The 22,714-nt window shown below is 71.1% G+C and carries 26 protein-coding genes; 10 read left to right on the top strand and 16 right to left on the bottom strand.

Annotated elements, in window-relative coordinates; genetic code table 11:
- The gene (locus ABUW04_RS02360) at positions 1–849 is read left to right on the top strand and encodes an IclR family transcriptional regulator (protein ID WP_380562171.1); all 849 of its coding nucleotides are present in this window, start codon (positions 1–3) and stop codon (positions 847–849) included.
- On the opposite strand, the gene ABUW04_RS02355 is transcribed toward ABUW04_RS02360, so the two are convergent.
- The 3 genes from ABUW04_RS02355 to ABUW04_RS02345 form a co-directional block, all read right to left on the bottom strand.
- Positions 803–1,585, bottom strand: coding sequence for an ANTAR domain-containing protein (locus tag ABUW04_RS02355; protein ID WP_380562169.1), 783 nt, complete (start codon positions 1,583–1,585; stop codon positions 803–805). The two genes, ABUW04_RS02360 and ABUW04_RS02355, sit on opposite strands and share 47 nt — an antisense overlap.
- 6 nt (positions 1,586–1,591) lie before the next feature.
- Positions 1,592–2,308: an ANTAR domain-containing protein gene (locus ABUW04_RS02350; RefSeq protein WP_380562166.1), complete on the bottom strand. Its 717-nt coding sequence runs from the start codon at positions 2,306–2,308 to the stop codon at positions 1,592–1,594.
- 78 nt (positions 2,309–2,386) lie between these two features.
- Entirely contained in the window at positions 2,387–2,794 is a 408-nt protein-coding gene (locus ABUW04_RS02345; RefSeq protein WP_380562164.1) for an STAS domain-containing protein, read from the bottom strand.
- 189 nt (positions 2,795–2,983) lie between these two features.
- On the opposite strand from ABUW04_RS02345, the gene ABUW04_RS02340 reads away from it, so the two are divergent.
- Positions 2,984–3,379: a VOC family protein gene (locus ABUW04_RS02340; protein ID WP_380562162.1), complete on the top strand. Its 396-nt coding sequence runs from the start codon at positions 2,984–2,986 to the stop codon at positions 3,377–3,379.
- Here ABUW04_RS02340 and ABUW04_RS02335 read toward each other — a convergent pair.
- Both ABUW04_RS02335 and ABUW04_RS02330 read right to left on the bottom strand, forming a co-directional pair.
- Positions 3,376–4,338 carry a GNAT family N-acetyltransferase gene (locus tag ABUW04_RS02335; protein WP_380562160.1) on the bottom strand — a complete coding sequence of 321 codons (963 nt, stop codon included), beginning with the start codon at positions 4,336–4,338 and terminating at the stop codon, positions 3,376–3,378. The genes ABUW04_RS02340 and ABUW04_RS02335 overlap by 4 nt on opposite strands.
- A gap of 42 nt (positions 4,339–4,380) precedes the next feature.
- Complete coding sequence (locus ABUW04_RS02330; protein WP_030256555.1) at positions 4,381–5,370, bottom strand: Lrp/AsnC family transcriptional regulator; 990 nt, start codon at positions 5,368–5,370, stop codon at positions 4,381–4,383.
- Positions 5,371–5,543: 173 nt separating this feature from the next.
- On the opposite strand from ABUW04_RS02330, the gene ABUW04_RS02325 reads away from it, so the two are divergent.
- The gene (locus ABUW04_RS02325) at positions 5,544–6,413 is read left to right on the top strand and encodes an oxidoreductase (RefSeq protein WP_380562157.1); all 870 of its coding nucleotides are present in this window, start codon (positions 5,544–5,546) and stop codon (positions 6,411–6,413) included.
- Between the two features lie 44 nt (positions 6,414–6,457).
- Entirely contained in the window at positions 6,458–7,018 is a 561-nt protein-coding gene (locus tag ABUW04_RS02320; protein WP_380562155.1) for an NADPH-dependent FMN reductase, read from the top strand.
- Positions 7,019–7,094: 76 nt separating this feature from the next.
- Here ABUW04_RS02320 and ABUW04_RS02315 read toward each other — a convergent pair whose 3' ends face one another.
- Positions 7,095–8,030, bottom strand: coding sequence for an EamA family transporter (locus ABUW04_RS02315; RefSeq protein WP_380562153.1), 936 nt, complete (start codon positions 8,028–8,030; stop codon positions 7,095–7,097).
- A gap of 83 nt (positions 8,031–8,113) precedes the next feature.
- Between ABUW04_RS02315 and ABUW04_RS02310 the strand changes: the two genes are divergently transcribed.
- Together ABUW04_RS02310 and ABUW04_RS02305 are read left to right on the top strand one after the other, a co-directional pair.
- The gene (locus ABUW04_RS02310; RefSeq protein WP_380562151.1) at positions 8,114–9,025 is read left to right on the top strand and encodes a LysR family transcriptional regulator; all 912 of its coding nucleotides are present in this window, start codon (positions 8,114–8,116) and stop codon (positions 9,023–9,025) included.
- 4 nt (positions 9,026–9,029) lie between these two features.
- The gene (locus ABUW04_RS02305; RefSeq protein WP_380562149.1) at positions 9,030–9,638 is read left to right on the top strand and encodes a GNAT family N-acetyltransferase; all 609 of its coding nucleotides are present in this window, start codon (positions 9,030–9,032) and stop codon (positions 9,636–9,638) included.
- Between the two features lie 38 nt (positions 9,639–9,676).
- Here the strand turns inward: ABUW04_RS02305 and ABUW04_RS02300 are convergent, their stop codons facing one another.
- From ABUW04_RS02300 to ABUW04_RS02290, 3 genes are all read right to left on the bottom strand, one after another.
- Complete coding sequence (locus ABUW04_RS02300; RefSeq protein WP_380563426.1) at positions 9,677–10,465, bottom strand: MHYT domain-containing protein; 789 nt, start codon at positions 10,463–10,465, stop codon at positions 9,677–9,679.
- Positions 10,466–10,721: 256 nt separating this feature from the next.
- Positions 10,722–11,654 (bottom strand): hydrolase, encoded by a 933-nt coding sequence (locus ABUW04_RS02295; RefSeq protein ID WP_380562147.1) that lies wholly within the window; start codon positions 11,652–11,654, stop codon positions 10,722–10,724.
- Positions 11,655–11,830: 176 nt separating this feature from the next.
- The gene (locus ABUW04_RS02290) at positions 11,831–12,436 is read right to left on the bottom strand and encodes a TetR-like C-terminal domain-containing protein (RefSeq protein WP_380562145.1); all 606 of its coding nucleotides are present in this window, start codon (positions 12,434–12,436) and stop codon (positions 11,831–11,833) included.
- Positions 12,437–12,539: 103 nt separating this feature from the next.
- Here ABUW04_RS02290 and ABUW04_RS02285 point away from each other — a divergent pair, with 103 nt between their 5' ends.
- Positions 12,540–13,610, top strand: coding sequence for an alpha/beta hydrolase (locus ABUW04_RS02285; RefSeq protein ID WP_380562143.1), 1,071 nt, complete (start codon positions 12,540–12,542; stop codon positions 13,608–13,610).
- A 56-nt stretch (positions 13,611–13,666) separates the two neighbouring features.
- Here ABUW04_RS02285 and ABUW04_RS02280 read toward each other — a convergent pair whose 3' ends face one another.
- Positions 13,667–14,143, bottom strand: a complete 477-nt coding sequence (locus tag ABUW04_RS02280) for a nuclear transport factor 2 family protein (RefSeq protein WP_380562140.1) — start codon at positions 14,141–14,143, stop codon at positions 13,667–13,669.
- A 182-nt stretch (positions 14,144–14,325) separates the two neighbouring features.
- Positions 14,326–14,748: an arsenate reductase ArsC gene (locus tag ABUW04_RS02275; RefSeq protein WP_380562138.1), complete on the bottom strand. Its 423-nt coding sequence runs from the start codon at positions 14,746–14,748 to the stop codon at positions 14,326–14,328.
- Between the two features lie 198 nt (positions 14,749–14,946).
- On the opposite strand from ABUW04_RS02275, the gene ABUW04_RS02270 reads away from it, so the two are divergent.
- Together ABUW04_RS02270 and ABUW04_RS02265 are read left to right on the top strand one after the other, a co-directional pair.
- Entirely contained in the window at positions 14,947–15,261 is a 315-nt protein-coding gene (locus ABUW04_RS02270; RefSeq protein ID WP_030256519.1) for an ArsR/SmtB family transcription factor, read from the top strand.
- Between the two features lie 50 nt (positions 15,262–15,311).
- Positions 15,312–16,055, top strand: coding sequence for an aquaporin (locus tag ABUW04_RS02265; protein WP_380563423.1), 744 nt, complete (start codon positions 15,312–15,314; stop codon positions 16,053–16,055).
- A gap of 15 nt (positions 16,056–16,070) precedes the next feature.
- Here the strand turns inward: ABUW04_RS02265 and ABUW04_RS02260 are convergent, their stop codons facing one another.
- Together ABUW04_RS02260 and ABUW04_RS02255 are read right to left on the bottom strand one after the other, a co-directional pair.
- Positions 16,071–16,472 (bottom strand): nuclear transport factor 2 family protein, encoded by a 402-nt coding sequence (locus ABUW04_RS02260; RefSeq protein ID WP_380562136.1) that lies wholly within the window; start codon positions 16,470–16,472, stop codon positions 16,071–16,073.
- A gap of 12 nt (positions 16,473–16,484) precedes the next feature.
- Complete coding sequence (locus ABUW04_RS02255; protein WP_380562134.1) at positions 16,485–16,850, bottom strand: ArsR/SmtB family transcription factor; 366 nt, start codon at positions 16,848–16,850, stop codon at positions 16,485–16,487.
- Between the two features lie 79 nt (positions 16,851–16,929).
- Between ABUW04_RS02255 and ABUW04_RS02250 the strand changes: the two genes are divergently transcribed.
- Positions 16,930–18,309, top strand: a complete 1,380-nt coding sequence (locus ABUW04_RS02250; RefSeq protein ID WP_380562132.1) for an FAD-dependent oxidoreductase — start codon at positions 16,930–16,932, stop codon at positions 18,307–18,309.
- Between the two features lie 38 nt (positions 18,310–18,347).
- Here the strand turns inward: ABUW04_RS02250 and ABUW04_RS02245 are convergent, their stop codons facing one another.
- From ABUW04_RS02245 to ABUW04_RS02235, 3 genes are all read right to left on the bottom strand, one after another.
- Positions 18,348–21,020 (bottom strand): tetratricopeptide repeat protein, encoded by a 2,673-nt coding sequence (locus ABUW04_RS02245; RefSeq protein ID WP_380562130.1) that lies wholly within the window; start codon positions 21,018–21,020, stop codon positions 18,348–18,350.
- Between the two features lie 232 nt (positions 21,021–21,252).
- Positions 21,253–21,606, bottom strand: a complete 354-nt coding sequence (locus ABUW04_RS02240; protein ID WP_380562128.1) for a VOC family protein — start codon at positions 21,604–21,606, stop codon at positions 21,253–21,255.
- 58 nt (positions 21,607–21,664) lie between these two features.
- The gene (locus tag ABUW04_RS02235) at positions 21,665–22,669 is read right to left on the bottom strand and encodes an Lrp/AsnC family transcriptional regulator (RefSeq protein ID WP_380562126.1); all 1,005 of its coding nucleotides are present in this window, start codon (positions 22,667–22,669) and stop codon (positions 21,665–21,667) included.
- Between the last annotated feature and the right edge of the window lie 45 nt (positions 22,670–22,714).

Genomic DNA, 22,714 nt, shown 5'->3' with positions numbered 1-22,714 from the left:
ATGGACGAGCACCGTGCCGTCGACCCGCAGCCCCCGGAGCCCCGTGCCGCCGTACCGAAATCGGTGCTGGCCCGCGGGCTGCTGCTGCTCGACGCGTTCGGTCCGAGCGACGCCGAGCTCACCCTCGCCGAACTGTCCGCCCGCACCGGCCTGGCCAAACCGACCGCGCACCGGCTGCTGGCGCAACTGGTCGCCTGGGGCGGCGTCGAACGCGGCACCCGCGGCGGCTACCGGCTCAGCCTGAGCCTGTTCGTGCTCGGCCAGCGCGCCCCGCGCCAGCGCAGCCTGCGCGAAGCGGCCCTGCCGTACCTGGAGGACCTCTACGAGGCCACCCATGAGAACGTCCACCTCGCGGTCCAGGACGGCACGGACACCCTGTTCCTGGACAAGGTGTCCGGCCGGCGGTCGACGCCGATCGTCTCCCGGGTCGGCAGCCGACTGCCCGCGCACTGCACCGCGACCGGGAAGCTCTTCCTCGCGCTGGGTCCGCCCGAGCACCTGCGCCGCGCGGTGCAGGCGGGGCTGGCCCGGCTGACCCCGCGCACCATCATCACTCCGGGCATGCTCCGGGCCGACCTGGCCAGAACCCTCGACCGCGGCTACGGGCTCAACCGTGAGGAGTCGGAGGTCGGGGTGACCGCCGTGGCGGCACCGATCTTCGACCACCGGCGCCGGGTGATCGCAGCGGTGTCGATCACCGGCGGCTCGCACCGCCTCGACCTGGAACGCCTCGCCCCGGCCGTGCGCACCGCCGCGCTGTCGCTCTCGCGGGAGCTGGTCCGAGAGAGCACCCACGGCCGCCTCACCCGGGAGTGGGTGCCGGAGGAAAGCCTGCGTCTCCGGGGGTGATGTCCAGGCCGCGCAGGACCGTGTCGGTGTCGATGGTTCCGTCGACGACCTGGCGGGCGAGGTCGCTCATCCGGAGCCGGTTGCTGCGGGCGTGGTTGCGCAGGACGGTGAAGGCGTCGTCCATGCTGGTGCGCCAGCGTTCGGCGAGGATGCCCTTGGCCTGTTCGATGACGATGCGGGTGTCCAGGGCGGTCTGCAGTTGGACGCGTTCGAGCTGGCTCTGTTGCAGGGTGCGTTGCTGGAGGATGGCGATGGTGGCGATGTCGGCCAGGGCCTGCGCCAGCAGTTGGTCGGCGGCGGTGAAGGTGCCGGGCCGCTGGTCGAAGAGGTTGAGCGCGCCGACGACGCGTTGGCGCAGCCGCAGTGGGACGGCGTGGGTGCGGGCGAATCCGCTCCGACGGGCCCGGGCGGTGAAGCTCGGCCAGCGGTCGAGGGCGGCCGTAGTGGTCAGGTCGATGTCGGTGCGGGCCTGGCCGCTGCGGTGGCACTCGATGCAGGGGCCCTGGTCGTGCTGCAGGGCGAAGATCTCCAGCAACCGGGTGTTCTCGTCGGAGGCGGCCAGGATCTGCAGTTCGTCGTACTGGTCCACCAGCAGGATTCCGGCGGCGGAGACGTCCAGCAGTTCCACGCAGCGCTCCGAGAGCCGTTGGAGCAGGTCGATGATGTCGAAGTCGTCGGTCAGGGAGTCGGCGATCTCCACGAAGACCTCGGTGATGCGGTGTTGCGCGATGGCCATGGCAGGTCAGTCCTTGTCCTCGGTTGTCGCGTGTGTGCCGTCGGTGTCCGGGCCCAGGCGCAGGCGGCGGGTGACGATGTCGTGGGAGACGTCGTTGACGGGGCGTCCGCTCCGGTAGGCGTAGGCCCGCAGCCGCAGCAGGGCGTCGGCCATGGGGAGGGCGAGTTGGACGCTGAGCATGCCGACGGCCTGGTGGACCACGGCGCGGTAGAGGGTTCGCGGCGGTTCCCAGCGGTCCAGGTAGTGCGCGGTCAGGGCGATGGCCAGCCCCAGGGCGTCCTGGGCCTGCTGGTCGCCGAGTTCGCCCGGGGCGGCGCGGACGGCGGTCAACGTGCCCAGCTGGATCGCGCCGATCCCCAGGGGGAAGCAGAAGACGGCGCGTACGGGCAGGAGTTCGGCATCGGCCGGCAGGGTGAACCAGCGGTGCGGCTGGACCTGGCCCAGGTCCACCTCCAGGACCGGCCTGCCGCTGCGGGCGGTGTCGATGGCGGGTCCGCAGCCCAGGGTGAACTGGAGGTCGTCGAAGCGCCGGGCGAGCGCGGAGGACGACCACAGCACCTCCCCGGTCGGGCCGGCGCTCCGTGGGGCGAGGGTCACTGACAGGCCGTCCACACCGAGCACCTCGGCCCCGCGGCGGCCCACGTCGGACCAGTCGGCGTGGTGCAGTCGGGCCAGCACGGCCGCCATCGCATCACTGACCACGGTGGCCCGCGCCGGGGACACGGGGAACGTACGGGGTCGTCTCGGTGGGCATCGCGCCCCCTGGTTCGGGTGGCGCTCGGCGGGTGCCGGGTACCGCCCTCAGCGTAGTGCGAAACCCTCGGGGGTGGGGGTCGCCGGGCGGTCGGCGAGGGCGTCGGCGACGCTGGCGTGAGGGGGGAACCGCCCGCCCAGCCCGGCCGCCCTGAGCAGTCGGGTGATGCGGTCCTGGGTGTACACCAGCCGCAGCCAGCCCCCGCCGCGTTCGGCGCGGACCCGTGCCGCACACAGCACGCCCAGCGGCGCGCAGTCCATGAAGGTCACCTGGAGCAGGTCCACGACCAGGCACCACCCTCCTTCGACCGCCGCACCCGCAGGGGATGGGACGCTCCAGCCGAGCAGGTCGAACCGCAGACCTGGAGCGGTGACCAGGTCCAGCTCCCCCTGCAGGACGACAATCCGGTGACCTGGGCCGATCACCGTGACGCCATGAACGCAGCCGATGTCCATCGGGCCGTCTCCCTGCCTCAGTCCGCCTGCCGGTAGGCGAGACCGGGGTCCCGGGTATCGCATGGGCAAGAGTAGGGAAAATCGGTGGCGCACCGGCAGTCCGACGGTTTCTGCACCGATCCGCGCCCATCAGACGCCGCATTCCGACCGTATGGTGGTGTTCGGTTGTCGCAACTGTCTGGGAGCGTCATGACGAGTAGGTTCACCGAGTTGGTCGTCGACTGCCACGATCCGGAGCGGCTCGCGGCGTTCTGGTGCGAGGTCCTGGACTTCAAGGTGATCGACCGCAGCGGGGCTATGGTCGAGATCGGGTCCTGGGTGCCGACCGTGGAGGATGTGAGGGCCCGTCAGATGCCGCCCACCCTGCTGTTCATCCCGGTGCCCGAGGGCAGAACCGTGAAGAACCGGCTGCACCTCGACGTCAGCCCGATCGACGGCAGCACCGAGGCCGAGGTGACCAGGCTGATCGGTCTCGGCGCCACCAGGGCGGACGTGGGCCAGGGACCCGACCGCAGTTGGGTGGTCATGGCCGACCCCGAGGGCAACGAGTTCTGCGTCCTTCGCCCCCTGCCGCCGCAGGGCTAGTCGGCGTTCTTCGTGGCAGGCTTGAGCAGGGTGACGTCGCGTGTGTACTCCTGGAAGCCGATGCCTTCGTACAGCGGCAGCGCGCCGCTGTCCGGGGTGCCGACGCACACGACGGTCGCCTCGACGGCGCCGGCCTGCTTGGCGAGCAGCATTCCCTGCAGCATCGCGGCCTGGGCGAGCCCGAGCCGCCGGTGCTCCCGATGCGTCCCGACGGGCTCGAACTCGACCGCCCGGTTCAGCTCGTCGAGCCATCCGATCGCCGAGGCGGCCATCGTCCCGTCGGGTGCCTCGACCACGACATGCAGGTCCGGCCGGTAAGTGGCCGTCCCGTTCAGCCCCTGGTACATCTCGACCGTCGTCGACGACGGCCACCAGGCCTGGACGTGGGCCTGCGCCGCGGCGTCGTGCCCGACCTCCGCAGCGGTCCGCAGCCGGTACCCCTCGGGCAGCGTCGGCGCGTCGATGTCGTCGAGCTTGCGGATGTTCTGCCGGGTCCAGTAGTTCTCGGCCTCCGGATCCGGCGGGTACCCGTACGCCGCCCACCGCGCCAGGCCGAACGCGTCGTTGCTCTGCATGATCACCCGGCGGTCGACGTCGGTGGGCGTGATGCTCTCGAACCACGCGATGACCTCGTCGACCAGTTCCTGGTGGTCCGGGTGCACCTGGAAGGCCAGCGAGATGTCGGTGACGTCCTTCTCGGTCCCGTCCGCACGCACGACATGGAACGGCAGCTGCGCCCAGCCCCATGCCACCAGTCGGCCCTCGGCGTCGAACCACAGCCGCTTCGGCCAGGAGCTGCGCCAGGCCAGGTGGCCCTTGCCCCAGATCCACGCGAGCTCGCCGAAGGACGCGTCGGGGTTGATGAACTTCGGGTGGCTGGCGACGATGCGCTGGGCCAGGCCCTGCATGAGGACGACGTCCTCCGGGGTTACCAGATCGTGTGCGTCAGAGGTGGTCACGATCGGCCACCATGGCACCCACCCCCCGCTCGTGCAATGCATTTACAGCGGGGCGAGGCGGCCCTGGTGGACCCGGGTCCCTGCCTGCTTGAGGCGGTGCAGGACCGGGACGACGTCGACCTGGGTGATGGCGGGCAGGACGCCGACCTTGTCGGTGACGTAGGTGTAGAGGTCGTCCATGGTCCGGCAGGTGACGGTGACCAGGAGGTTCGCCGAACCGGTGACGGCGGCGGCGAACGTGGTCTCGGGATGGCGGGACAGTGCTTCCCCGGTGGCCCTGAGGCCGCCCGGGTTGACGGTGAGCCACAGGTAGGCGGTGGCGTGGAAGCCGAAGCGGGCGTAGGCGAGGTCGACGGCCAGACGTAGCGCCCGTCCGTCGAGCAGCTCCTCCAGACGCGATGAGACCCGGGTCTTGGACCAGCCGGTGGCGCGGGCCAGGTCGACCACGCCGGTGCGACCGTCCCGTGCCAGCTCCGCCAGCAGCGGGGCGTCGGCCTCGGCGAGCACTCCCGGGCGCGAACCGGGTTCGGGCGGTGCCGGGGCGTCGTCGCGTTGGTGCAGCAGAGCGGTCTCGGCGGGGGTGAGGGGTTCGTCGAAGGCGCGCCACTTGGCGTCGGCGCCCAGGTGCATGTGCAGCACGGCGTAGGCGTGGAAGCCCAGGACCTTGCTGGTGCGGGGGAGTCGGTGCAGGACCGAGCCCTGGGTGTGGGCGGGGTCGCTGCGGGTCTGGCAGACGATCTCGGAGCCGCCGGAGGTGACGCTGACGTAGGCGGTGTCCTCGCGGGCGGCCAGGGCGTCGGCCAGGGCATCGGCGGCGTCGGGCCGGCACTGGACCCGGACGAACCAGGTCTGCTCGCGCGAGCCGCCGGGCCCGGGCAGCGCGCGGACCCGGACCGCGCCGTCGGCGACCAGGGCGCGGTAGCGGCGTGCCGCGGTCTGTTCCGAGACGCCGGTGACCTGCGCGATACGGCGGAACGACGCCCGCCCGTCCTGCAGGAGGCACTGCACGATGCGCCGGTCGATCTGATCCATGGTGGAAGTATAGGCACGCTCATGGAACTCACCTGGATGTTCAGATCGGTTTTGCCCTGCTTCGCTGTCGGATTCTCCGGTGGGACAGCACAGTGGTGACACAAGGCCCGCCGGAGCCTCTGCCGAGGCGATCGGCACCCGGCATCCCATCTGTCTTCTGCAAGGAGTTCGCGATGAGCGACGCACTTCCCGGCGGCACCCTGCACCTGTCCGACACCCTGACCGTGACCCGTGTCGGCTACGGCGCGCTCCAGCTGGCCGGTCCGATGGCCTACGGTCCGCCGCGCGACCAGGACGAGGCACTGGCCGTACTGCGCGCGGTGGTGGAATCGGGGATCACCCACCTGGACACCAGTGACTACTACGGCCCGCACATGGTGAACGGGCTCATCCACGAGGCCCTGCACCCCTACCGCGAGAGCCTGCACATCGCCACCAAGGTCGGGGCGCGGCGCACCCCGGACCGGGGGTGGCCGGCGGCGCTGTCACGCCCGGAGCTGGTGCAGGCGGTGCACGACAACCTGGACCACCTCGGCCTGGAGGCGCTGGACCTGGTGAACCTGCGCATGACCGACACCCTGGCGGCAGCGGACATCGTCGAGCCCTTCGCCGTGCTGGCCGAACTGCGCGAGCAGGGCCTGATCCGCAATCTGGGCGTCAGCAACGTCAGCGCGGAGCAGGTCCGCACGGCCCAGCAGATCGCACCGGTGGCCGCGGTGCAGAACCACTACAACATCGCCTTCCGCAAGGACGACGCCCTGGTGGACTGGTGCGCCGAGCAGGGCATCGCGTTCGTGCCGTTCTGGCCGCTGGGCGGCTTCCGGCCGCTGCAGGCCGAGGCACTGGAACAGGTCGCGGCCGACCTCGGCGCCACCCCGCGGCAGATCGCGCTGGCGTGGCTGCTGCACCGATCCGCCACGATGCTGCTCATCCCGGGCACCGCCACCCGGGCCCATCTCGCGCAGAACATCGCCGCCGCCACGATCGAGCTGCCCGAGCAGGCGCTGCGCATTCTGGACGCCATCGCCGACACGGCCCACTGACCACCCCCTTTTCCCTCCCTCTTGCTCTCGTGGAGTTCGTTGCCATGTCGTATCCGCCCGCCCGTCACCGCACGCTGGTCCTGACCGGGAGCCTGCGCACGGGCTCCGTCACCAGCCAGATCGCCCAGGCTGCCCTGGCCCGGAGCCACCCCGGGCATGAGGTCGTCCTCGCCGCCGGCCTGGGCCTGTTGCCCCTGTTCAACGAGGACCTGGAGACCGAGCCCGCGCTGCCCGCCGTGGCCGCGCTGCGGGCTCAGGTCGCCGCCGCGGACAGCCTGCTGGCGCTGAGTCCGGTTTACAACGCCGGCATCTCGGCCGCGCTGAAGAACGCCCTGGACTGGCTCTCCCGTCCCCGCGACGCCAGCCCGCTGATCGGCAAACGGGCCACCGGCCTGGTGGTCGGCTACTCCTCCCACGGCGCCGAGGACCATCTGGAGGCCGTGCTGAAGGCCGTCGGCGCCCACACCGCCGTGGCCTCGACCGCGGTGCTCAACCTGCGCACCCTCGACCTGCACCGCGCCGCCCACGACCCACTGGTGGACGCCGCCGTGGGCCAGGCCCTGGACGCGCTGCACGCTCCCGATCCGGTCGTGGGTCGCCGCTGATGACGCGGCCGAACGTCGCGTACGCAACCCTGGCTGAATTCAGGATGCCGTGAACTATGGGCTCGCCTCCCGACCCTCACAGCGCTGCCTGGGCCGACGGCTCCGGGCTGGGCAGGTCGTGCTGAGGGGCGTGGGGTGCCGGGGCCGGGCGGGCGCCGGTGCGGGTGGCGCCGATGCCGGCGACCACGACGAGGGCGACACCGGCAGCGGACGCCGGGCCGGGGATCTGGCCGAGCACCACCAGGCCGACCAGGAGCGCGATGGCCGGCTCCAGGCTCATCAGCGTGCCGAAGGCGGAGGTGGCCAGGCGACGCAGGGCCAGGAATTCGAGGACGAAGGGCAGGACGGCGCTCAGGGCGGCCAGCCCCAGCATCACTGCCAGCAGCTGCCAGGTGAGGTGTCCCAGCGCGGAGGGCGCCGCGGCGAAGAGGCCGATGAGACCGGCCACGGGCAGGGAGACCGCCAGCCCGTTGAGGCCGGTGACCCGGTCGCCCACGTGCTGCGTCAGCACGATGTACGCCGCCCAGCAGGCCGCCGCGGCCAGGGCGAACCCGGCACCGGTCGCGTCGATGCCGCCGTGCCAGGGTTCGGTCAGCGCCACGACGCCGAACGCGGCCATGGCGGTCCAGCGCACACGGCCGCTCCCCGGGCCGAACAGGGAGACGGCCAACGGGCCGAGGAACTCCAGCGCGCTGGCGGTGCCGAGCGGCAGCCGGTCGATGGCCTGCATGAAGAACACCATCATGCCCGCACTCACCACACCGAGCAGCGCGCAGGCCCGCAGGTCGCGCGCGGTGAAGTCGCGCAGGCGGGGCCGGACCAGGACCCACACCAGAGCACCGGCCCACGCCAGCCGCAGGCCTGAGGTGCCCAGGGCTCCGAGCTGATCGACCACCGGCATCGACAGCGCCAGCCCGAGCTGGACGGTGGACATGGACGCCACCGCCATCAGCGCCCCGATGGTGGACGACGTGGGAAGACGCGGACGCGTGCGGTGCTCCAGCAGGCTCATGAACCCCAGTACACGACGCCGAACCGTTCGTGTCCACGTGCCGATCATGAACAATCCGTTCGGGAAAGCTGCACAATGGCCGGATGGAGACACGACGTCTGCGGATGCTGCTGGACCTGTCCCGGCTGGGATCGATGCGCGCGGTGGCCGACGTCCAGGGCACGACCACCTCGACGGTCTCGCAGCAGATCGCCGCTCTGGCGGACGACATGGGCACCGCGCTGGTCGAGCCGGATGGGCGCCGGGTCCGGCTGACCCCGGCGGGCCGTCGGCTGGCCGAGCACGCGGTGACGATCCTTGCCGCCGTCGAGGCGGCACGCCACGACCTCGCCCCCGAGGGCGAGCCCAACGGCACCCTGCGCGTCGCCGGCTACGCCACGGCCATCCGCGCCCACCTGCTGCCCGTCGTCACCGCACTGGCCGTCAGCCACCCCGGGGTCCACGTCCTGATCCGCGAACACGAGCCCGCGGAGGCGCTGCAGCTGCTGGCCGAGGACGGCACGGACCTGGCCCTGACCTACGACTACAACCTGGCGCCGGCGACCGAGAACCCCGCTGTGCACACCACCGCCCTGTGGACCGCACGTTGGGGCCTGGGCGTCCCCGCATCGGCCGACGCATCGACCGACGCAGCCGACGTCCGGCAGGGGACGACGCTGGAGGTCTTCGACCGGTTCGCCGGGGAGGACTGGATCGTCAACTCCCGCAACACCGCCGACGAGACCGTGATCCGCACCCTGGCCTCGATGGCGGGCTTCACCCCGCGCATCACCCATCAGGCCGACAGCCTCGACCTCGTTCAGGGCATGATCACCGCCGGGCTCGGCGTTGGGCTGCTGCCGTGCGGCACCCGCACGGTTCCCGCGGTGCGGTTCGTCCCGCTGGCCGGCCCCGACGTCGAACTGCGTGGCTACGCCGTCGCCCGACACGGCCACCGGGACTGGCCTCCCCTGGCCCTGGTCACCGACCTGCTGCGGCAGCGATCACTAGGATGACCGGATGAGCGCCGAACACCGCACCGTGCCCGCACGCGTCGCCACCCCCGCAGATGTCGAGAACATCGTCGAGACCATGACCACGGCGTTCTTCCACGACCCGCTGTGGGGCCCGGCCTTCCCCGACGAGGAGCACCGTGCCGTGCAGGCGGCCGAGATGTGGCGGCTCTACGTCACGTCCGCCCTGCGCTACCCGTGGACGCTGGTGACACCGGACGCGGGGGCAGCGGCCGTGTGGATCCCGCCGGGCGGGTCCGAGCTGACCCCGGCCGAGGAGAGCGGGCTGGACGACCTGCTGACCCGGGCCGCCGGCACCGAGGCGGCCCGGGCGATCCGGGTGATCTACGACCAGCTCGAAGCGGCACACCCGGAGGAGGAGTGCTTCTACCTCACCCTCCTGGGTGTCCACGACCGCGACCGCGGCAAGGGGCTGGGGATGGGCCTGCTGGCCGAGAGCCTGCACCGCATCGACGCGCTCGGCGCCCCCGCCTACCTGGAATCGTCCAACCCGGCCAACCTCGGCCGGTACGAGAGCGTCGGCTTCACCGCCCGGGACGAGATCACCGTCGCCACCGGTCATGTCGTCACCACCATGTGGCGCCCGGCGCGCTGACACGAGGTCGGGTTCCGGAGCCGCGTCCCCGGGTGCGGTCAGCGCAGGGAGCCGTCGAAGAGGTCGACCTTGATCCGGGCCTGCGGGGCGGCCGGCGCCGCGAGCTCCTGCTGCGGCCGTACCTCGGGGGCCAGTGCGACCACGATCACCGAGAGGGTGATGAACGCGACGATGCCCACGGCGACCGGGAAGACGAACTGGTCCACCGGCACCCCGCCGGCCGGTGTCGCACCCGTGCCGAAGCGCACGGAGACCGCCAGCATCGCGGTGTAGTGCATCGCGCACACCGCGACGCCCGCGACCAGCGCGGAGGCGAAGCTCGCCCAGGCCCGGCTGATGTTGAGGGTCATCCAGAGCGCGGCGGTGGCGGCGAACACGGCGATGGCCACCGAGGCGGCGACGATCCAGAGGTTGTACTCGACGGAGCCGCCGAGCTCCATCGCGGCCATGCCCATGTAGTGCATCGCGGCGACGCCGAGCCCGGTCAGGGTGCCACCCAGGTACAGGGCGAGGCTGGAGTCGGGCCAGTAGCCGACGCAGCAGACGCCGATGCCGACCACCACGATCGCCACCAGCAGGCTGAGCAGGGTCAGCCGCAGGTCGTAGGTGATCGACATGTTGGTGACGGTGAAGCCCATCATTGCGATGAAGTGCATGGCCCAGATCCCGCCGCCGATGCAGCCGGAGGCGAGCAGCAGCCAGCTGATCCGACGTCGCCGAGGCAGCGTCAGGGCCCGTGCGGTGCACCGGAGTCCGATCACCGCGCCGAGGCAGGCGACCAGGTACGCCAGTGCCGGGTTCAGCCAGCCGTAGGTGAATCCGTCCATGTGGGCCACGGGCTGTCGTCCGTTCGTCGGGGGTAGGGGGGTGGACCACGGCCTGAGGGATGGCTGTGCCACAGGTTCTGGACATGCGTCGTCTGAACACGCGTCTGCCGCAGGCGATTTGCCACCCGCGCAACGTTGATGAGCATAGATCATTAACCTTTCAACTTCTGACCGGGATTGTGAAGCATCTGGAAGGATGTCGGGAATGGGCGGAGCGGGCCGCCCCGGCGCTCGGGCCGGCCCGCTCCGGTGCGGGTCAGCTGGCCTTCACCAGCCAGGCGGTGGCGTTGAGGGCGAGTGCCGCGTTGGTGGCGGTGCTGTCGTCCCAGCCGTCGTAGAGGGTGTTGCCGGACTGGCCGGTGCCGTCGTCGACGTCCGAGCTGTCGCCCCAGATGGCGACCCGGCCGCTGCCGAAGGTGCTGGTGACGAAGAAGGCGCCGGTGTTGCCGCTGTAGCCGCTGCGGTAGAGCAGGCCCTTGACGGCGGAGTTGTCGGCGGGCTTGAGGGTGAAGGTGGTGCCGTTGTAGAAGTCGCTGCCGGTGACCGTGCCGAAGCTGCCGTGCAGGACGGTGTTGGTGCTGTCGGTGATGGCCTTCGGGGTGCCGGTGGCGATGTTCAGCAGGTCGACCGAGAAGCCGAACGGGTCGGTGCTGTCGACCGAGTTGGTGGTCATCAGGTCGTTGATGATGGCGGGGGAGTCGTAGCCGTCGTTGTTGCGGTCGCTGCCGGTGTGGTCGGAGATCAGGAACAGGCCGCCGCCGGCCTGGACGAACTTCATGATCGCGGTCTTCTCGGCGGTGGTGAACTTGGTGTTGGGCTCGTCGATCACCAGGGTGTCGAAGTTGGACAGGTCCAGGGTGGCGCTGGTGCCGTAGGTCAGCGCGCTGGTGTTGGTCTTGAGGCTGTAGGAGCCGGTCTTCTGCAGGGCGACACCCCAGGCGGAGAGAGCGCCGGTCCAGCTCTTCTCGGTGGTGGGGCTGGCGTTCTGGGCGAGCGGGTCGGGCATGCTGGTGCTGATGATCCAGTCCGCGTTGCCCGCGGTCTCGGCGTGGGCGTCGTCGAAGAGCACCCGGTGCGTGGTGGCCGCGTGGGCGGTGCCCTGGTGCGTCACCAGGGTGGCCAGCAGGGCCGCGCAGGCCGCCGCGACGGCGCACGTGGCCCGTCCGAACGTTCGCTGAGCTGCAGTCATGCTCGATCTCCTCCGGGGGAGTTGACTACGCGCGTAGTTTGACGCGCGTAGATGAGTATCCGGAGGTTGCGCGGCCGGAGGAAGTCCCCGCGTGTTACGGGAAGTTGTGCATTTCATGGACATGACCGAACAGCCTGTCCGCTCAGCGGAGCACCGGCGCCCCCTGCGACTGGGTCCTATCCGGCCAGTCCGTGCAGCAGCGCGTCGACCATCCGCTCGATGCGGCCTTCTTCGACGGGCTGCCGGATGAGCAGCGCCCGGAAATGCAGTGGCGCTACCAGGAGTTCGAGAACGAGCTGGTGATCGGTGTCGGCGGCCAGTTCGTCGCGGGCGATGGCGCGGTCGACGATGGTCCGGGTGGCGTCGTAGCGGGCCTGCCAGAACTGGGCGCGGCTCCCGGCCAGCGCGGGGTCCTCGTCGACGGCGGCCATCGCCTGGGCCAGTGCGGTGCCCAGTGGGGTGTCCAGGTAGGCCGTGATCAGTCGGGCCAGCGCGACCATGTCGTCGCGGAGGCTTCCGGTGTCGGGGACCGGAAGCTGTTCCTGACTGTAGGTCAGCAGCGCGTCCAGGATCAGGTTCTGCACCGTGCCCCAGCGCCGCTGGATCGAGGTGGCGTGGACGCCTGCCCGCCTGGCGATCTCACTCAGCGTCAGGCCGCCGCCCGGGCCGTGCTCGGCCAGCGCTTCCAGGGTCGCCCGCAGGACGTCGGCGCGGACCCGCGCGGATCGGCCGCCGGGGCGGCGGACTGCCTCAGCCTGGTCGTTCGTCTCGTTCCGAGTCACCACGCCACCTTAACGCACAGATATTGCGTTTGTGGTGGGGTGGGAGTAGCGTCCACTAACGCAGAATCTATGCGTTAGTGACACTGTCGTGGAAGGAGCCGTCATGGCCTACGAATGGCCGCTGGACGCATCCGAGCTGTTCGGCGAGCGGTATCCGCAGATGGTCAACACCGGACTTCCGGCGGACGACGTCGACACCGTGCGTGCCGCGATCACCGAGATGTGGGCCGATGCCCCGGGTGGTTGGGTCCATGAATGGTCGAAGCTGGCCGCGGCCTACGCGGACGCGGGATCGCATGAGCAGGCCGCACTGGCCTACGGGTGGGCGAAGTTCCCCACCCTGGCCAACGAGAGCAAGAGCACCGCCCTGTCCAGGCAGTTGGAGCAGTACCGGCTGGCCGCCCCGGGCTTCGGGGTGCGGTTCCAGCGGCACGTCCTGGAACTGCCGTACCGAGGCGGCACGACCGACGTGGCGGTGCACCTGCTCTCGCCCTTCGACCTCCCCGCCGCTCGGCCGGTGGTGCTCGCCAGCGGCGGCGTGGACAGCTGGAAGATGGACGTGCACCAGCTGATGGTGCTTCTTGCCACTCACCTCCGTGCCCAGGTGCTGGTCTTCGACATCGCCGGAACCGGCGAGTCGACGGTGCCGATGACCGGTGCCGGCGGAGCGGAGCTGGTCAGTGGGCTGATCCGTCACGCCCGGACACTGGGCAACGGCGTGGTGGCACACCTGGGCATCTCGATGGGCGGGTACTTCTCGGCCCGATCGGGTCTCGGCGGCGAGGTGGACGCCGCCGTGGTGCTGGGCGGGCCGGTCGAAGCGGCGTTCGGCGCAGCGCGGAAGGCCGCCTTCGGCATGGACGGCATCGTCGGCAATGCGATGGGATTCGATGCACCGCCCGGACCGGAGGAACTGGCGGCACGACGGCAGGAGTTCTCGCTGCGCCCGCTGCTCGACCAGGACCGCAACGGCCCGATGCTGGTCGTGAACGGCGCCGACGACGTCCATGTTCCGCAGCGTGACACCCTGGTGTTCCAGGGGCGCCGCGACACCGTCGTGGACCTCGTCCCCGGGACCGGGCACTGCGCGGTGAGCAAACTGCCCGAGGTCTTCCCGGCCATCATCGGCTGGCTCGACCGCACCCTGGCCGCCACCGGGGAGCCGGTCAGGTGAGCCCGGCGGGCTGCGCTCGAACCCCTGGCGGTGGCGGCTCGTGACGTGACGTTCCTCTACTGCGGTCGGAAGTCGAGGTTTCCCTGCCGCCAGATGACATCGAGCACAACCTTCTCGAACCGCCACCCCTGGGTCGTGCGAAGCACGGTGCCCGTCAGCGTTCCGCCGGCGAGGAAGTAGCTCCCCTTGTCGGTGCTCTGACTCTCGGCGGCAGCCAATACCGTGTGCGTGACATACGTATTGGTGCGAAAAGATGCCCGCTCACCTGCGGTGTCGACGAGCGTGTTCGTGAACAGGTGCTGAGTCGGGCCGAACGGGGTCATCACGTGTTCGTGGAACTTGTCCAAGCCGTCGAGCCCGCGATGCTCGCCGGAGGGAAGTTCGACGAAGGCATCGTCGGTGAACAGCGTGGGCAGTGTCTCGCTGAAGGTGCGGTCGTCGAACAGCTTGGAGTAGCGGTCGACGAGTTCGCTGATCGCGGCGCGGTCGATGAAATGCGCCAGGTCCGCGGGAGGATCAATATCCAGAGCCATTGCCATCCTTTTGCATGGATTTGTCGGATATCGTAATGCAGATTCAGGCTGGACACGGGATCTGCATCATGGCGTCGCGGGCGAAACCGGCTCCTGCTCAGGGCTCGTCCGGTCTGGCATGCCAGCTGTACGAACGCCCCTGAGGTGCGCTACGAGCAGGCGCTCTGCTCGGTGACGGGCGGTCAGTTCTCCTGCTGCTTGGCGTCGATCTCGGTGATCAGGCCTTCGATCAGGTTCCGGATCTCGTCGCGGATCGGGCGTACGGCCTCCACGCCCTGGCCGGCGGGGTCTTCGAGCTCCCAGTCGAGGTACTTCTTGCCGGGGAAGATCGGGCAGGCGTCGCCGCATCCCATGGTGATGACGTAGTCGGACGCCTGGACGGCTTCGGTGGTCAGGACCTTGGGGCTCTGGTGCGAGATGTCGACGCCGACCTCGGCCATGGCGGCGATGGCGGAGGGGTTGACCTGGTCGCCGGGGACGGAGCCGGCGGAGCGGACCTCGACGCGGTCGCCCGCGAGGTGGCTGAGGAATCCGGCGGCCATCTGGGAGCGGCCGGCGTTGTGGACGCAGACGAACAGGACCGATGCGGCGGGTGCGGCAGTCATCGCAGACGGGTGCTTTCCGATGGGGTGGTGACGGGAGTTCGGGAACCGGCGGGGGTGTGTTCGGTGACCAGGTCGGCGACGCGGTGGGCGATCTCGTCACGGAGATGGTGTCTCCAGCGCGGGAGGGCCGGCCACCGGCCAGGACCGGTGGCCGCCCGGGGTCGCGTGGCGTCCCCACGACCGGTAACGTATCAGCCCATGGTGACATCAGTCGATACTGAAGCGTTGAAGGTCCTCGCCGATCCGCTGCGGATGCAGATCGTGACGCTGTTGGCGGCCGAGTCCCTGTGCGTGTGCCACCTGGTCGAGGAGACCGGCGCCAAGCAGACCAACCTGTCCAACCACCTGCGGCTACTGCGGCAGGCCGGACTGGTGGAGACCGAGCCCTGCGGACGCTTCCTCTACTACAAGCTGCGCCCTGCGGCGCTGGAGGCAGTCGCCGCGCACCTGGGCACCCTGGCCGACACCGCCCGCGCCACCGCCGAGGCCGCCCGCAAGCGCCCCTGCGCCTGACCTGCCTACCTACACCGCCGCCCTTTCCTGGAGTGTTCTTCGTGAGTGCCATAGACGAGGCCAGACCCACCGATCTGGCCGAGCCGCTCGTCGCCGACCTGGGCCCCGACCCGCTGTTCCGCAAGGTCGCCGCCGAACTGGTGGGCACCGCCGCACTGGTCGCGGTCGTGGTCGGCTCCGGCATTCAGGCCACCGAGCTCACGAGGGACGTGGGCCTGCAGCTGCTGGCCAACTCCACCGCCACCGTCTTCGGTCTGGGCGTGCTGATCCTGCTGCTGGGACCGGTCTCCGGCGCGCACTTCAACCCGGTCGTCACCCTGGCCGACTGGTGGACCCGCCGTGGACGGCAGAACCACCTCCTCGCCCGCGAGGTCGCTGCCTATCTCATCGCGCAGACCGCCGGTGCGATCGGCGGCGCGGTGCTGGCGGACGCGATGTTCGGCAAGGCCCTGGTGCAGTGGTCCAGCCACGACCGCTCCGCCGGACACCTGCTGATCGGCGAGGTCGTGGCCACTGCCGGACTGGTCCTGCTGATCTTCGGTCTGGCGAAGAAGGACCAGCTCCGCTTCGCCCCCGTCGCCGTGGCCTCCTACATCGGCGCCGCCTACTGGTTCACCTCCTCCACCAGCTTCGCCAACCCCGCCGTCGCCATCGGCCGCACCTTCACCGACACCTTCGCCGGCATCAAGCCCTCCTCCCTGCCCGGCTTCATCGGCATGGAACTGATCGGCGGCATCGTCGGCCTGGCCCTGGTCGCCCTGGTCTTCGGCCGCGACCGGGACACGCGCGCCTGACCCTCTGTCAGCTTGTCAGCCCCGGGCGTGCAGAGGCTTCTCGGCGAATGCGACGGCCTGTCGGCGGTGCTGGAAGCCGCGGATGTCGACGACCAGGCCGCCGGCGAGGTGGAACACCTGGAAGACGGTGTCCGGGCGCTTCGCGTTCGGGCCGAGCGCGGGTCCGGACATGGCCAGGGCCAGCACCACTGCGCTGTCGAGCACGACGGTCTCGGTGACCTGGGCACTCATGCCCGCAGCCCGGGCCCGGCCGTACCAGGCGAGCACGTCACCGCGTGAGTGGCAGGTCTGCTCGGTCTCCTCCGGACCGCCCCAGCGGACCTTGGGGTCAAGCAGTGGTCCCAGCAGGGCCAGGTCCTTGGCCTCGAACGCTTCCCGTAGCTGCTCGGCGACGGCCTGAGTGGGCGATGGTGTCATGGTGTCCTCGATTCAGGAGGCGGAGCCGCCCAGTAGGAGGCTCATCGCCGCCAGCACCTGCGGCTCGACACGGTAGTAGACCCAGGTCCCGCGCCGCTCGGAGGACAGCAGTCCGGCCTCGCGCAGCTTCTTCAGGTGGTGGCTCACCGTGGGCTGGGACACCCCGACGTCCTGGATGTCGCACACGCAGGCCTCGCCGCCGGCGTGGGAGGCGACCTTGGAGAACAGCCGCAGCCGTACCGGGTCGCCGAGGGCCTTGAACATCGCGGCCATCCGCACCGCGTCCGTCTCGGACAACTCGGCGGAGGTCACCGGCGGACAGCAGGCCGCAACTTCGTCCTGCACGAGCGGCAGCTCCACGACACCCGGATTCGACATATGTCTATCTTGACATCCGTCGAAGCAGGCGACAAGCTTCTCTGTATCGACAAGTGTCGAATCAAGGAATGGAATGGCCATGAGTGAGAACAGCAGCCCGAGTGCCGCAGCCCTGCCGATCGCCGTGGTCGGGGCGGGCCCGATCGGACTGGCCGCCGCTGCCCACCTGCTGGAGCGCGGCCTGGAACCCCTGGTCCTGGAGGCCGGCCCCTCGGCGGCCTCGTCGGTTCGGGCCTGGGGTCATGTGCGGCTGTTCTCCGCCTGGTCCGAGCTGGTCGACCCGGCCGCCGCCCGCCTGCTGGAGCCCACCGGCTGGACCCGCCCCGAACCGAAGCGCTACCCCACCGGCGCCGAGTGGGCCGAGCGCTACCTGCAGCCGCTGGCCGACGCCCTTGGCGAGCGGGTCCGCTACAACACCACCGTCACCGGTGCCGCCCGCAGGGGCCGGGACCGCATCGTCGACTCCGGCCGCGAGGACCAGCCCTTCACCCTCCACACCCGGCACACCGACGGTGCTGAGAACCGCCTCCAGGTCCGGGCGATCATCGACGCCACCGGCACGTTCACCTCGCCCAACCCGCTGGGCAGCGACGGCCTCCCCGCCGCGGGCGAACACAGCCACCGCGACCGCATCACCTACCTCGCCCCCGACACCGCCGACCCGGCCGTCCGCACCCGCCACGCGGGCAGGCGCACCGCAGTCGTCGGCTCTGGCCACTCCGCGCTGACCGCCCTGCTGTCACTGGCCGATCTGGCCACTGATGCGCCCGGCACCCGCGCGGTGTGGGTGCTGCGGCGCGGAAGCGTCGGCAACGCCTTCGGCGGCGGCGAGTCCGACGAGCTGCCCGCCCGCGGAGCCCTCGGTCTGCGGGCGAAGGAGGCGGTGACGGCCGGTCACATCGACGTCGTCCAGGGCTTCCGCACCGAACGCGTCGAGGACGCCGACGGCCGGGTGGTGCTGGTGGCCGACGACGGCCGCCGGATCGAGGGGCTGGACCACGTGATCGGCCTGACCGGCTTCCGCCCCGACCACTCCTGGCAGAGCGAACTGCGGCTCACCCTGGACGAACGCCTCCAGGCCCCGGTCAAGCTCGCCCCGCTGATCGACCCCAACCAGCACTCCTGCGGCACCGTATACCCCCACGGCGCAGGCGAGTTGGGCCACCACGAGGAAGGCGTGTACCTGGTGGGCATGAAGAGCTACGGCCGCGCCCCCACCTTCCTGGCCATGACCGGGTACGAGCAGGTCCGCTCGGTAGCCGCAGCCCTGGCCGGCGACCACGAGGCCGCCGCCCGCGTGGAGCTGACGCTTCCTGACACCGGCGTGTGCGGCGGGGCAGGGCTCTTCGACAACCCCGACGCCGACGCTGCCCGGAGCGACGGCGGTGGCTGCTGCGCAGCCCCTGCACCGGCGCTGCTGGAGATCGGTCTCGGCGCCCCGGCGTCCGGCGGCTGCTGACACCCGGCGGTGACGACCCTTCGGGCCGGCGCGGCGACTCACCCGCCGTCGGCGGCCGCGGCGGGCTCGGTCCGCAGGGCCGACAGCCGGGCGGCGGCCTCCGCGGCGGCGGGGGAGTCGAGTCGCCCGTAGAGGGTGACGGCGTCGTCCATCCCGGCCAGCGCGGCGCTGCGGTCGCCGAGGGCCAGGGTGCAGCGGGCGGCTCCTTCCAGGGCGCGGGCCTGGTCCAGCGGGTTGTCGGTGGCGCGGGCGAGTGTCAGGGCCTGCTGGTGCAGCGTCAGAGCCGCACGGGGTCCGGCCGTCCGCTCGGTCAGGACCGCCAGGTCGAGCAGGGTACTGGTCTCACCGAGGCGGCTGCCGATCTCCTGGTAGAGGGCCAACGCCTGCCGGTAGAGTTCGGCAGCCTGGTGGCTGTCGCCCAGCGCCTCACGTGCCCGGCCCAGGCCGAGCAGCGAGTCGGCCTCGCCGTGGCTGCTGCCCGCCTCCCGGCAGGCATCCAGGGAGCGCTGGTGCAGCTCGGCCGCGCCCCGGTGGTCGCCGGCGGCGTGCCGGACCCGGCCCAGGCCGCGCAGGGTGTTGGCGATTCCCTGGACGCTGTTGAGGTCCTGGTAGATCGTCAGCGCCTGCTGGTAGAAGTGGCCGGCGCTGCTCCGGTCGCCCATCTCGTCCAGGATGAACGCGAGGTCGTGCAGGGCGGCGGCTTCGCCCCGGCGGTCGCCCATGGTCCGGTAGAGGTCGAGCACCTGCGAGGACAGCTCGACCGCGGCGGGGGAGTCGCCCGAGGAGTGCCGGGTCCGGCCCAGGTCGCACAGCGCGCGGGCCTCGCCGAGCCGGTCGCCGAGGGCCCGGAAGGCGTCCAGGGCCTGTTCGTGCAGCCACGCGGCCTCCCGGATCTCGCCGGTCAGCAGCCGGATGCGGCCGAGTTCGTGCAGGTCGTTGGCCTCGCCGTGGCGGTCGCCGAGCTCCTGGTGGATCGTCAGGGCCTGCTCGTAGAGCTCCGCGGCGGCCCGGTAGTCGCCGGTCGCGTGCCGGACCCGTCCCAGGTCGCACCGGGCGTCGGCCTCGCCGCGGCGGTCCCCGTCGGCCGCCGCCGCGGTCACCGCTGAGCCGTGCAGGTCGGCGGCCTGGGTCCAGCGTCCCTCCAGTAGCAGGAAGGCCGCCAGGTTGGCGGAGAGCGAGACGGTGAACCAGGGGAGGGAGGCCACGGTGGGGTGGTCCAGGAGCGCGAGCAGGTTCCGGTACTCGCCGCGCATCCAGGCGAGGGCCTCGGCCCCGTCGGTCAGGGCCGGGAGCGCCAGGGGCGCCGCCGGCTCGGAGTGTCGACCGGGGCGGGTGTGCCGGGCCAGGTGTTCGTTGGCCTGCGCGGCGGCGTACCGGTAGTACCCGGCCAGCCGGTGCAGCGGGGCGTCCTGGTCCGGCTCCGCCGTCTGCTGCTGTTCGACCGTCGACCGGACGTAGAGTCCGACCAGGTCGTGGAACTGGTAGCGCCCGGGGGTGCGCTGGACCATCAGGTTGTGGTCGAGCAGGCTCTCCAGCAGCCGCTCCGCCGTGCGGTGGTCGGTGTCGGCGAGAGCGGCGACGGCGAAGGTGTCGATGTCGTGGCCGGGGAAGCGGGCGAGCAGCCGCAGCAGGTCCTGTTCGGCGGGGGCCAGGGAGGCGAAGGAGGTGGCGAAGACGGCCGTCAGGCTCCGGTCCTCGTCGGTCAGTCGGGCCAGGCGGTGGTGCTCGTCGCGGAGCAGCTCCACCAGGCTCTCCAGCTGCAGGCCGCGCTGGTGGCGCAGCCGGGCGGCGGCGATGCGGATCGCGAGGGGCAGCCGGCCGCACAGTTCCACGAGCTCGTCGGCCGCCGGATGGTCGGCGGGGACGCGGTCGGGGCCTGCGGCCTCGCGCAGCAGCGCCACGGCGTCCGGGGCCGGGAGCGGGTCGACGGCGAGGCTGTGGGCGTCGTCGAGTCCGGTCAGCCTGCGGCGGCTGGTGATCAGGACCAGGCAGCTGGGCGTTCCCGGCAGCAGCGGGCGGACCTGCGCGCTGCTGGCGGCGTTGTCGAGGACGATCAGGGTGCGGGTGTCGGCGAGGCGTTCCCGGTACAGCGCGGCGCGGGTGCTCAGCTCCTCGGGGATCTGTCGCGGCGGCACGCCCAGCGAGCGCAGCAGCCAGTCGAGGGCGTCGGCGGGGGAGACCGGGGCGACGCCGGCCGTGTGGCCGTGGAGGTCGACGAAGAGCTGCCCGTCGGGGAACTGGGGCCGCGCCCGGTGCGCGGCACGGATGGCCAGGGCGGACTTGCCCACGCCGCCCATGCCGTCGATGGCCGAGATCACCACCATGCCGCAGGCGCTGCCTGTCGGCGCCGACCGGGCCAGCGACAGCAGTTCGTCGAGTTCCCGGGCACGGCCAGTGAACAGACGGGTGTCGTAGGGGAGTTGGCAGGGAGCGCTCGGGCGCGGACGCGGACGCACCGTGCCGGGGGCGGCGAGCGGGCGGGCCGGAGCCGAGTCGGTGCGCGCGGCGGCGAGCAGTTGTTCGCGGCGGCGCGGATCGAGCGCCAGGGCGTCGGCGAGCCGGGTCACCGAGGAGAGCCGCGGCTGTCGCCGCCCCGCTTCCAGCACGCTGATCGCATGCGTCGAGACACCCGACTTCCCGGCCAGCTCCTCCTGCGTCCAGCTGCACCGAAGCCGGAACTCGCGCAGCAACGAACCGAACTCCGCAGTCAAGCCCGCCCCCTTGATCCCTTGGACTCGAACCCTATGTTCCGCCTGTGCGAAACGCCATACGAACGCCAGATCAACGCCATGGCGCGGGCCGCGGTCGTTGACCAGGATGATCGCTGTCCAGGACACCCCACGCCAGCGACTGGGATGACCGGACGACCGGAGAACCGACGGGGAGACACCACCTGCGGTCGAACCGTCCGGTATCTCCGCCCGGACGGCTGCCAGGCCCCGGTCAGCTGTTCCGCTTGCCCAGGACGCAGAATTCGTTGCCTTCCGGGTCGAGGAGGGTCACCCAGTGCTGTGCGTCCTGCACCGTGTCGGCGCGCCGGGCACCGAGGGAGAGCAGCCGGGCGACCTCGGCCTCCTGGTCGTCGGGGCGGAAGTCGGGGTGGAGCCGGTTCTTCGACGCCTTGCCCTCGGGGACAGGCACGAAGAGCAGCCCCGGGATCTGATCCGGCTCAGGCCGGATCTCGATGATCTCCTCGGTTTCGTCGACCACTACCCAGCCGAGAGCCTCGGCCCACCAGCGCCCGAGGGCGATGGGGTCGCAGGAGTCGACGATGATCTGTTCCCATTCGAGTGCCATGGACGTGAGCATAAACAGAGTCGGCCGGCTGCCCGGAAGGTGTTGAGCATGGGGGTGGTCATTCGGTTGCCCAGGGCCCGAGTGGGACGGTGCCGGCGGTGCGGCCCTCGGGGTCGAGGAGGTGTCCCATCCGTTTGACGCTGCGCAGTATCACGGTGCGGTCGGCGACTGTCAGTTGAGGGTGTTTCAGGAGGAGTTCGGCTTCCAGTCGGTGGATCTCCTCCACACCTCTGAGCCAGACGGTGACCAGTAGGTTGTGGGTGCCGGCGATGGTGGCGATGAACCTGACCGGTGCCAGCGAGGTGAGCTGGCGGGCGATGCCGTCCCGGGCCGGTGCGGGTACGTCGATCCAGAGCATGGCGGTGACGGGTCGTCTGACCAGCGGACCGGCGACGTCGCAGCGCAGGGTCGCCTCACCGGTGGACAGTAGCCGTTCCAGTCGTCGGCGGGCCGTGGCCGGGCTGGTCCGGGCCTGCTCCGCGAGGTGCTGCCAGGAGCGTCTTCCGTCCTGGCTGAGGCCCAGGAGCAGGCGCTGGTCCAGCGGGGAGACGGGGCGGGCGCCGGCCTCCGCCTTCGTGTCGCGGGACATGCCCCGGAGCGCGGTGGACTGGCTGGGTTGCAGGGCGTCCAGCCGCCAGCGGCTGGCTTCGGTCACCACGTTGGTGGCCAGGAACACGGTCGAGCGGGTCATTCCGGGCAGCCGGTCCACGCGGTCCAGCAGGTAGCGGCTCAGTGCGGCCAGGTCAGGGGTGATCACCTCGATGATCAGGTCATGGCTGCCGGCGGCCAGTTCCACGGTGACGGCGGCCGGGTCCTGGGCGAGGGCCGCGGCTACCTCCCCTCGTCGCCCGGAGTCGCACAGCAGGCCGACGAAGGCGACGCAGGCCGAGGAGCCGGGTCCGGGCACGGCGGTGACCCAGGCGGATCCCGACTCGCTCAGGCGCTGCCACCGCCGTGCGGCTGTCGCCTCCGTGCAGCCGAGCACCTCCGCCAGTTCGGCCCACGTCGCCCGGGGACGCACCTGCAGAGCGTTGGTCAGGGCGAGATCGTCCTCGCTGAGCATGGTGGATTCCTACGGTTGGAGCCTTCCTGGTGACGGATTCATGCT

The sequence above is a fragment of the Streptacidiphilus jeojiensis genome, assembly GCF_042510965.1.
Lineage (GTDB): Bacteria > Actinomycetota > Actinomycetes > Streptomycetales > Streptomycetaceae > Streptacidiphilus > Streptacidiphilus jeojiensis.
Note: the sequence above shows the minus strand (reverse complement) of the source record. Positions and strands in the feature narration are given on the sequence as shown.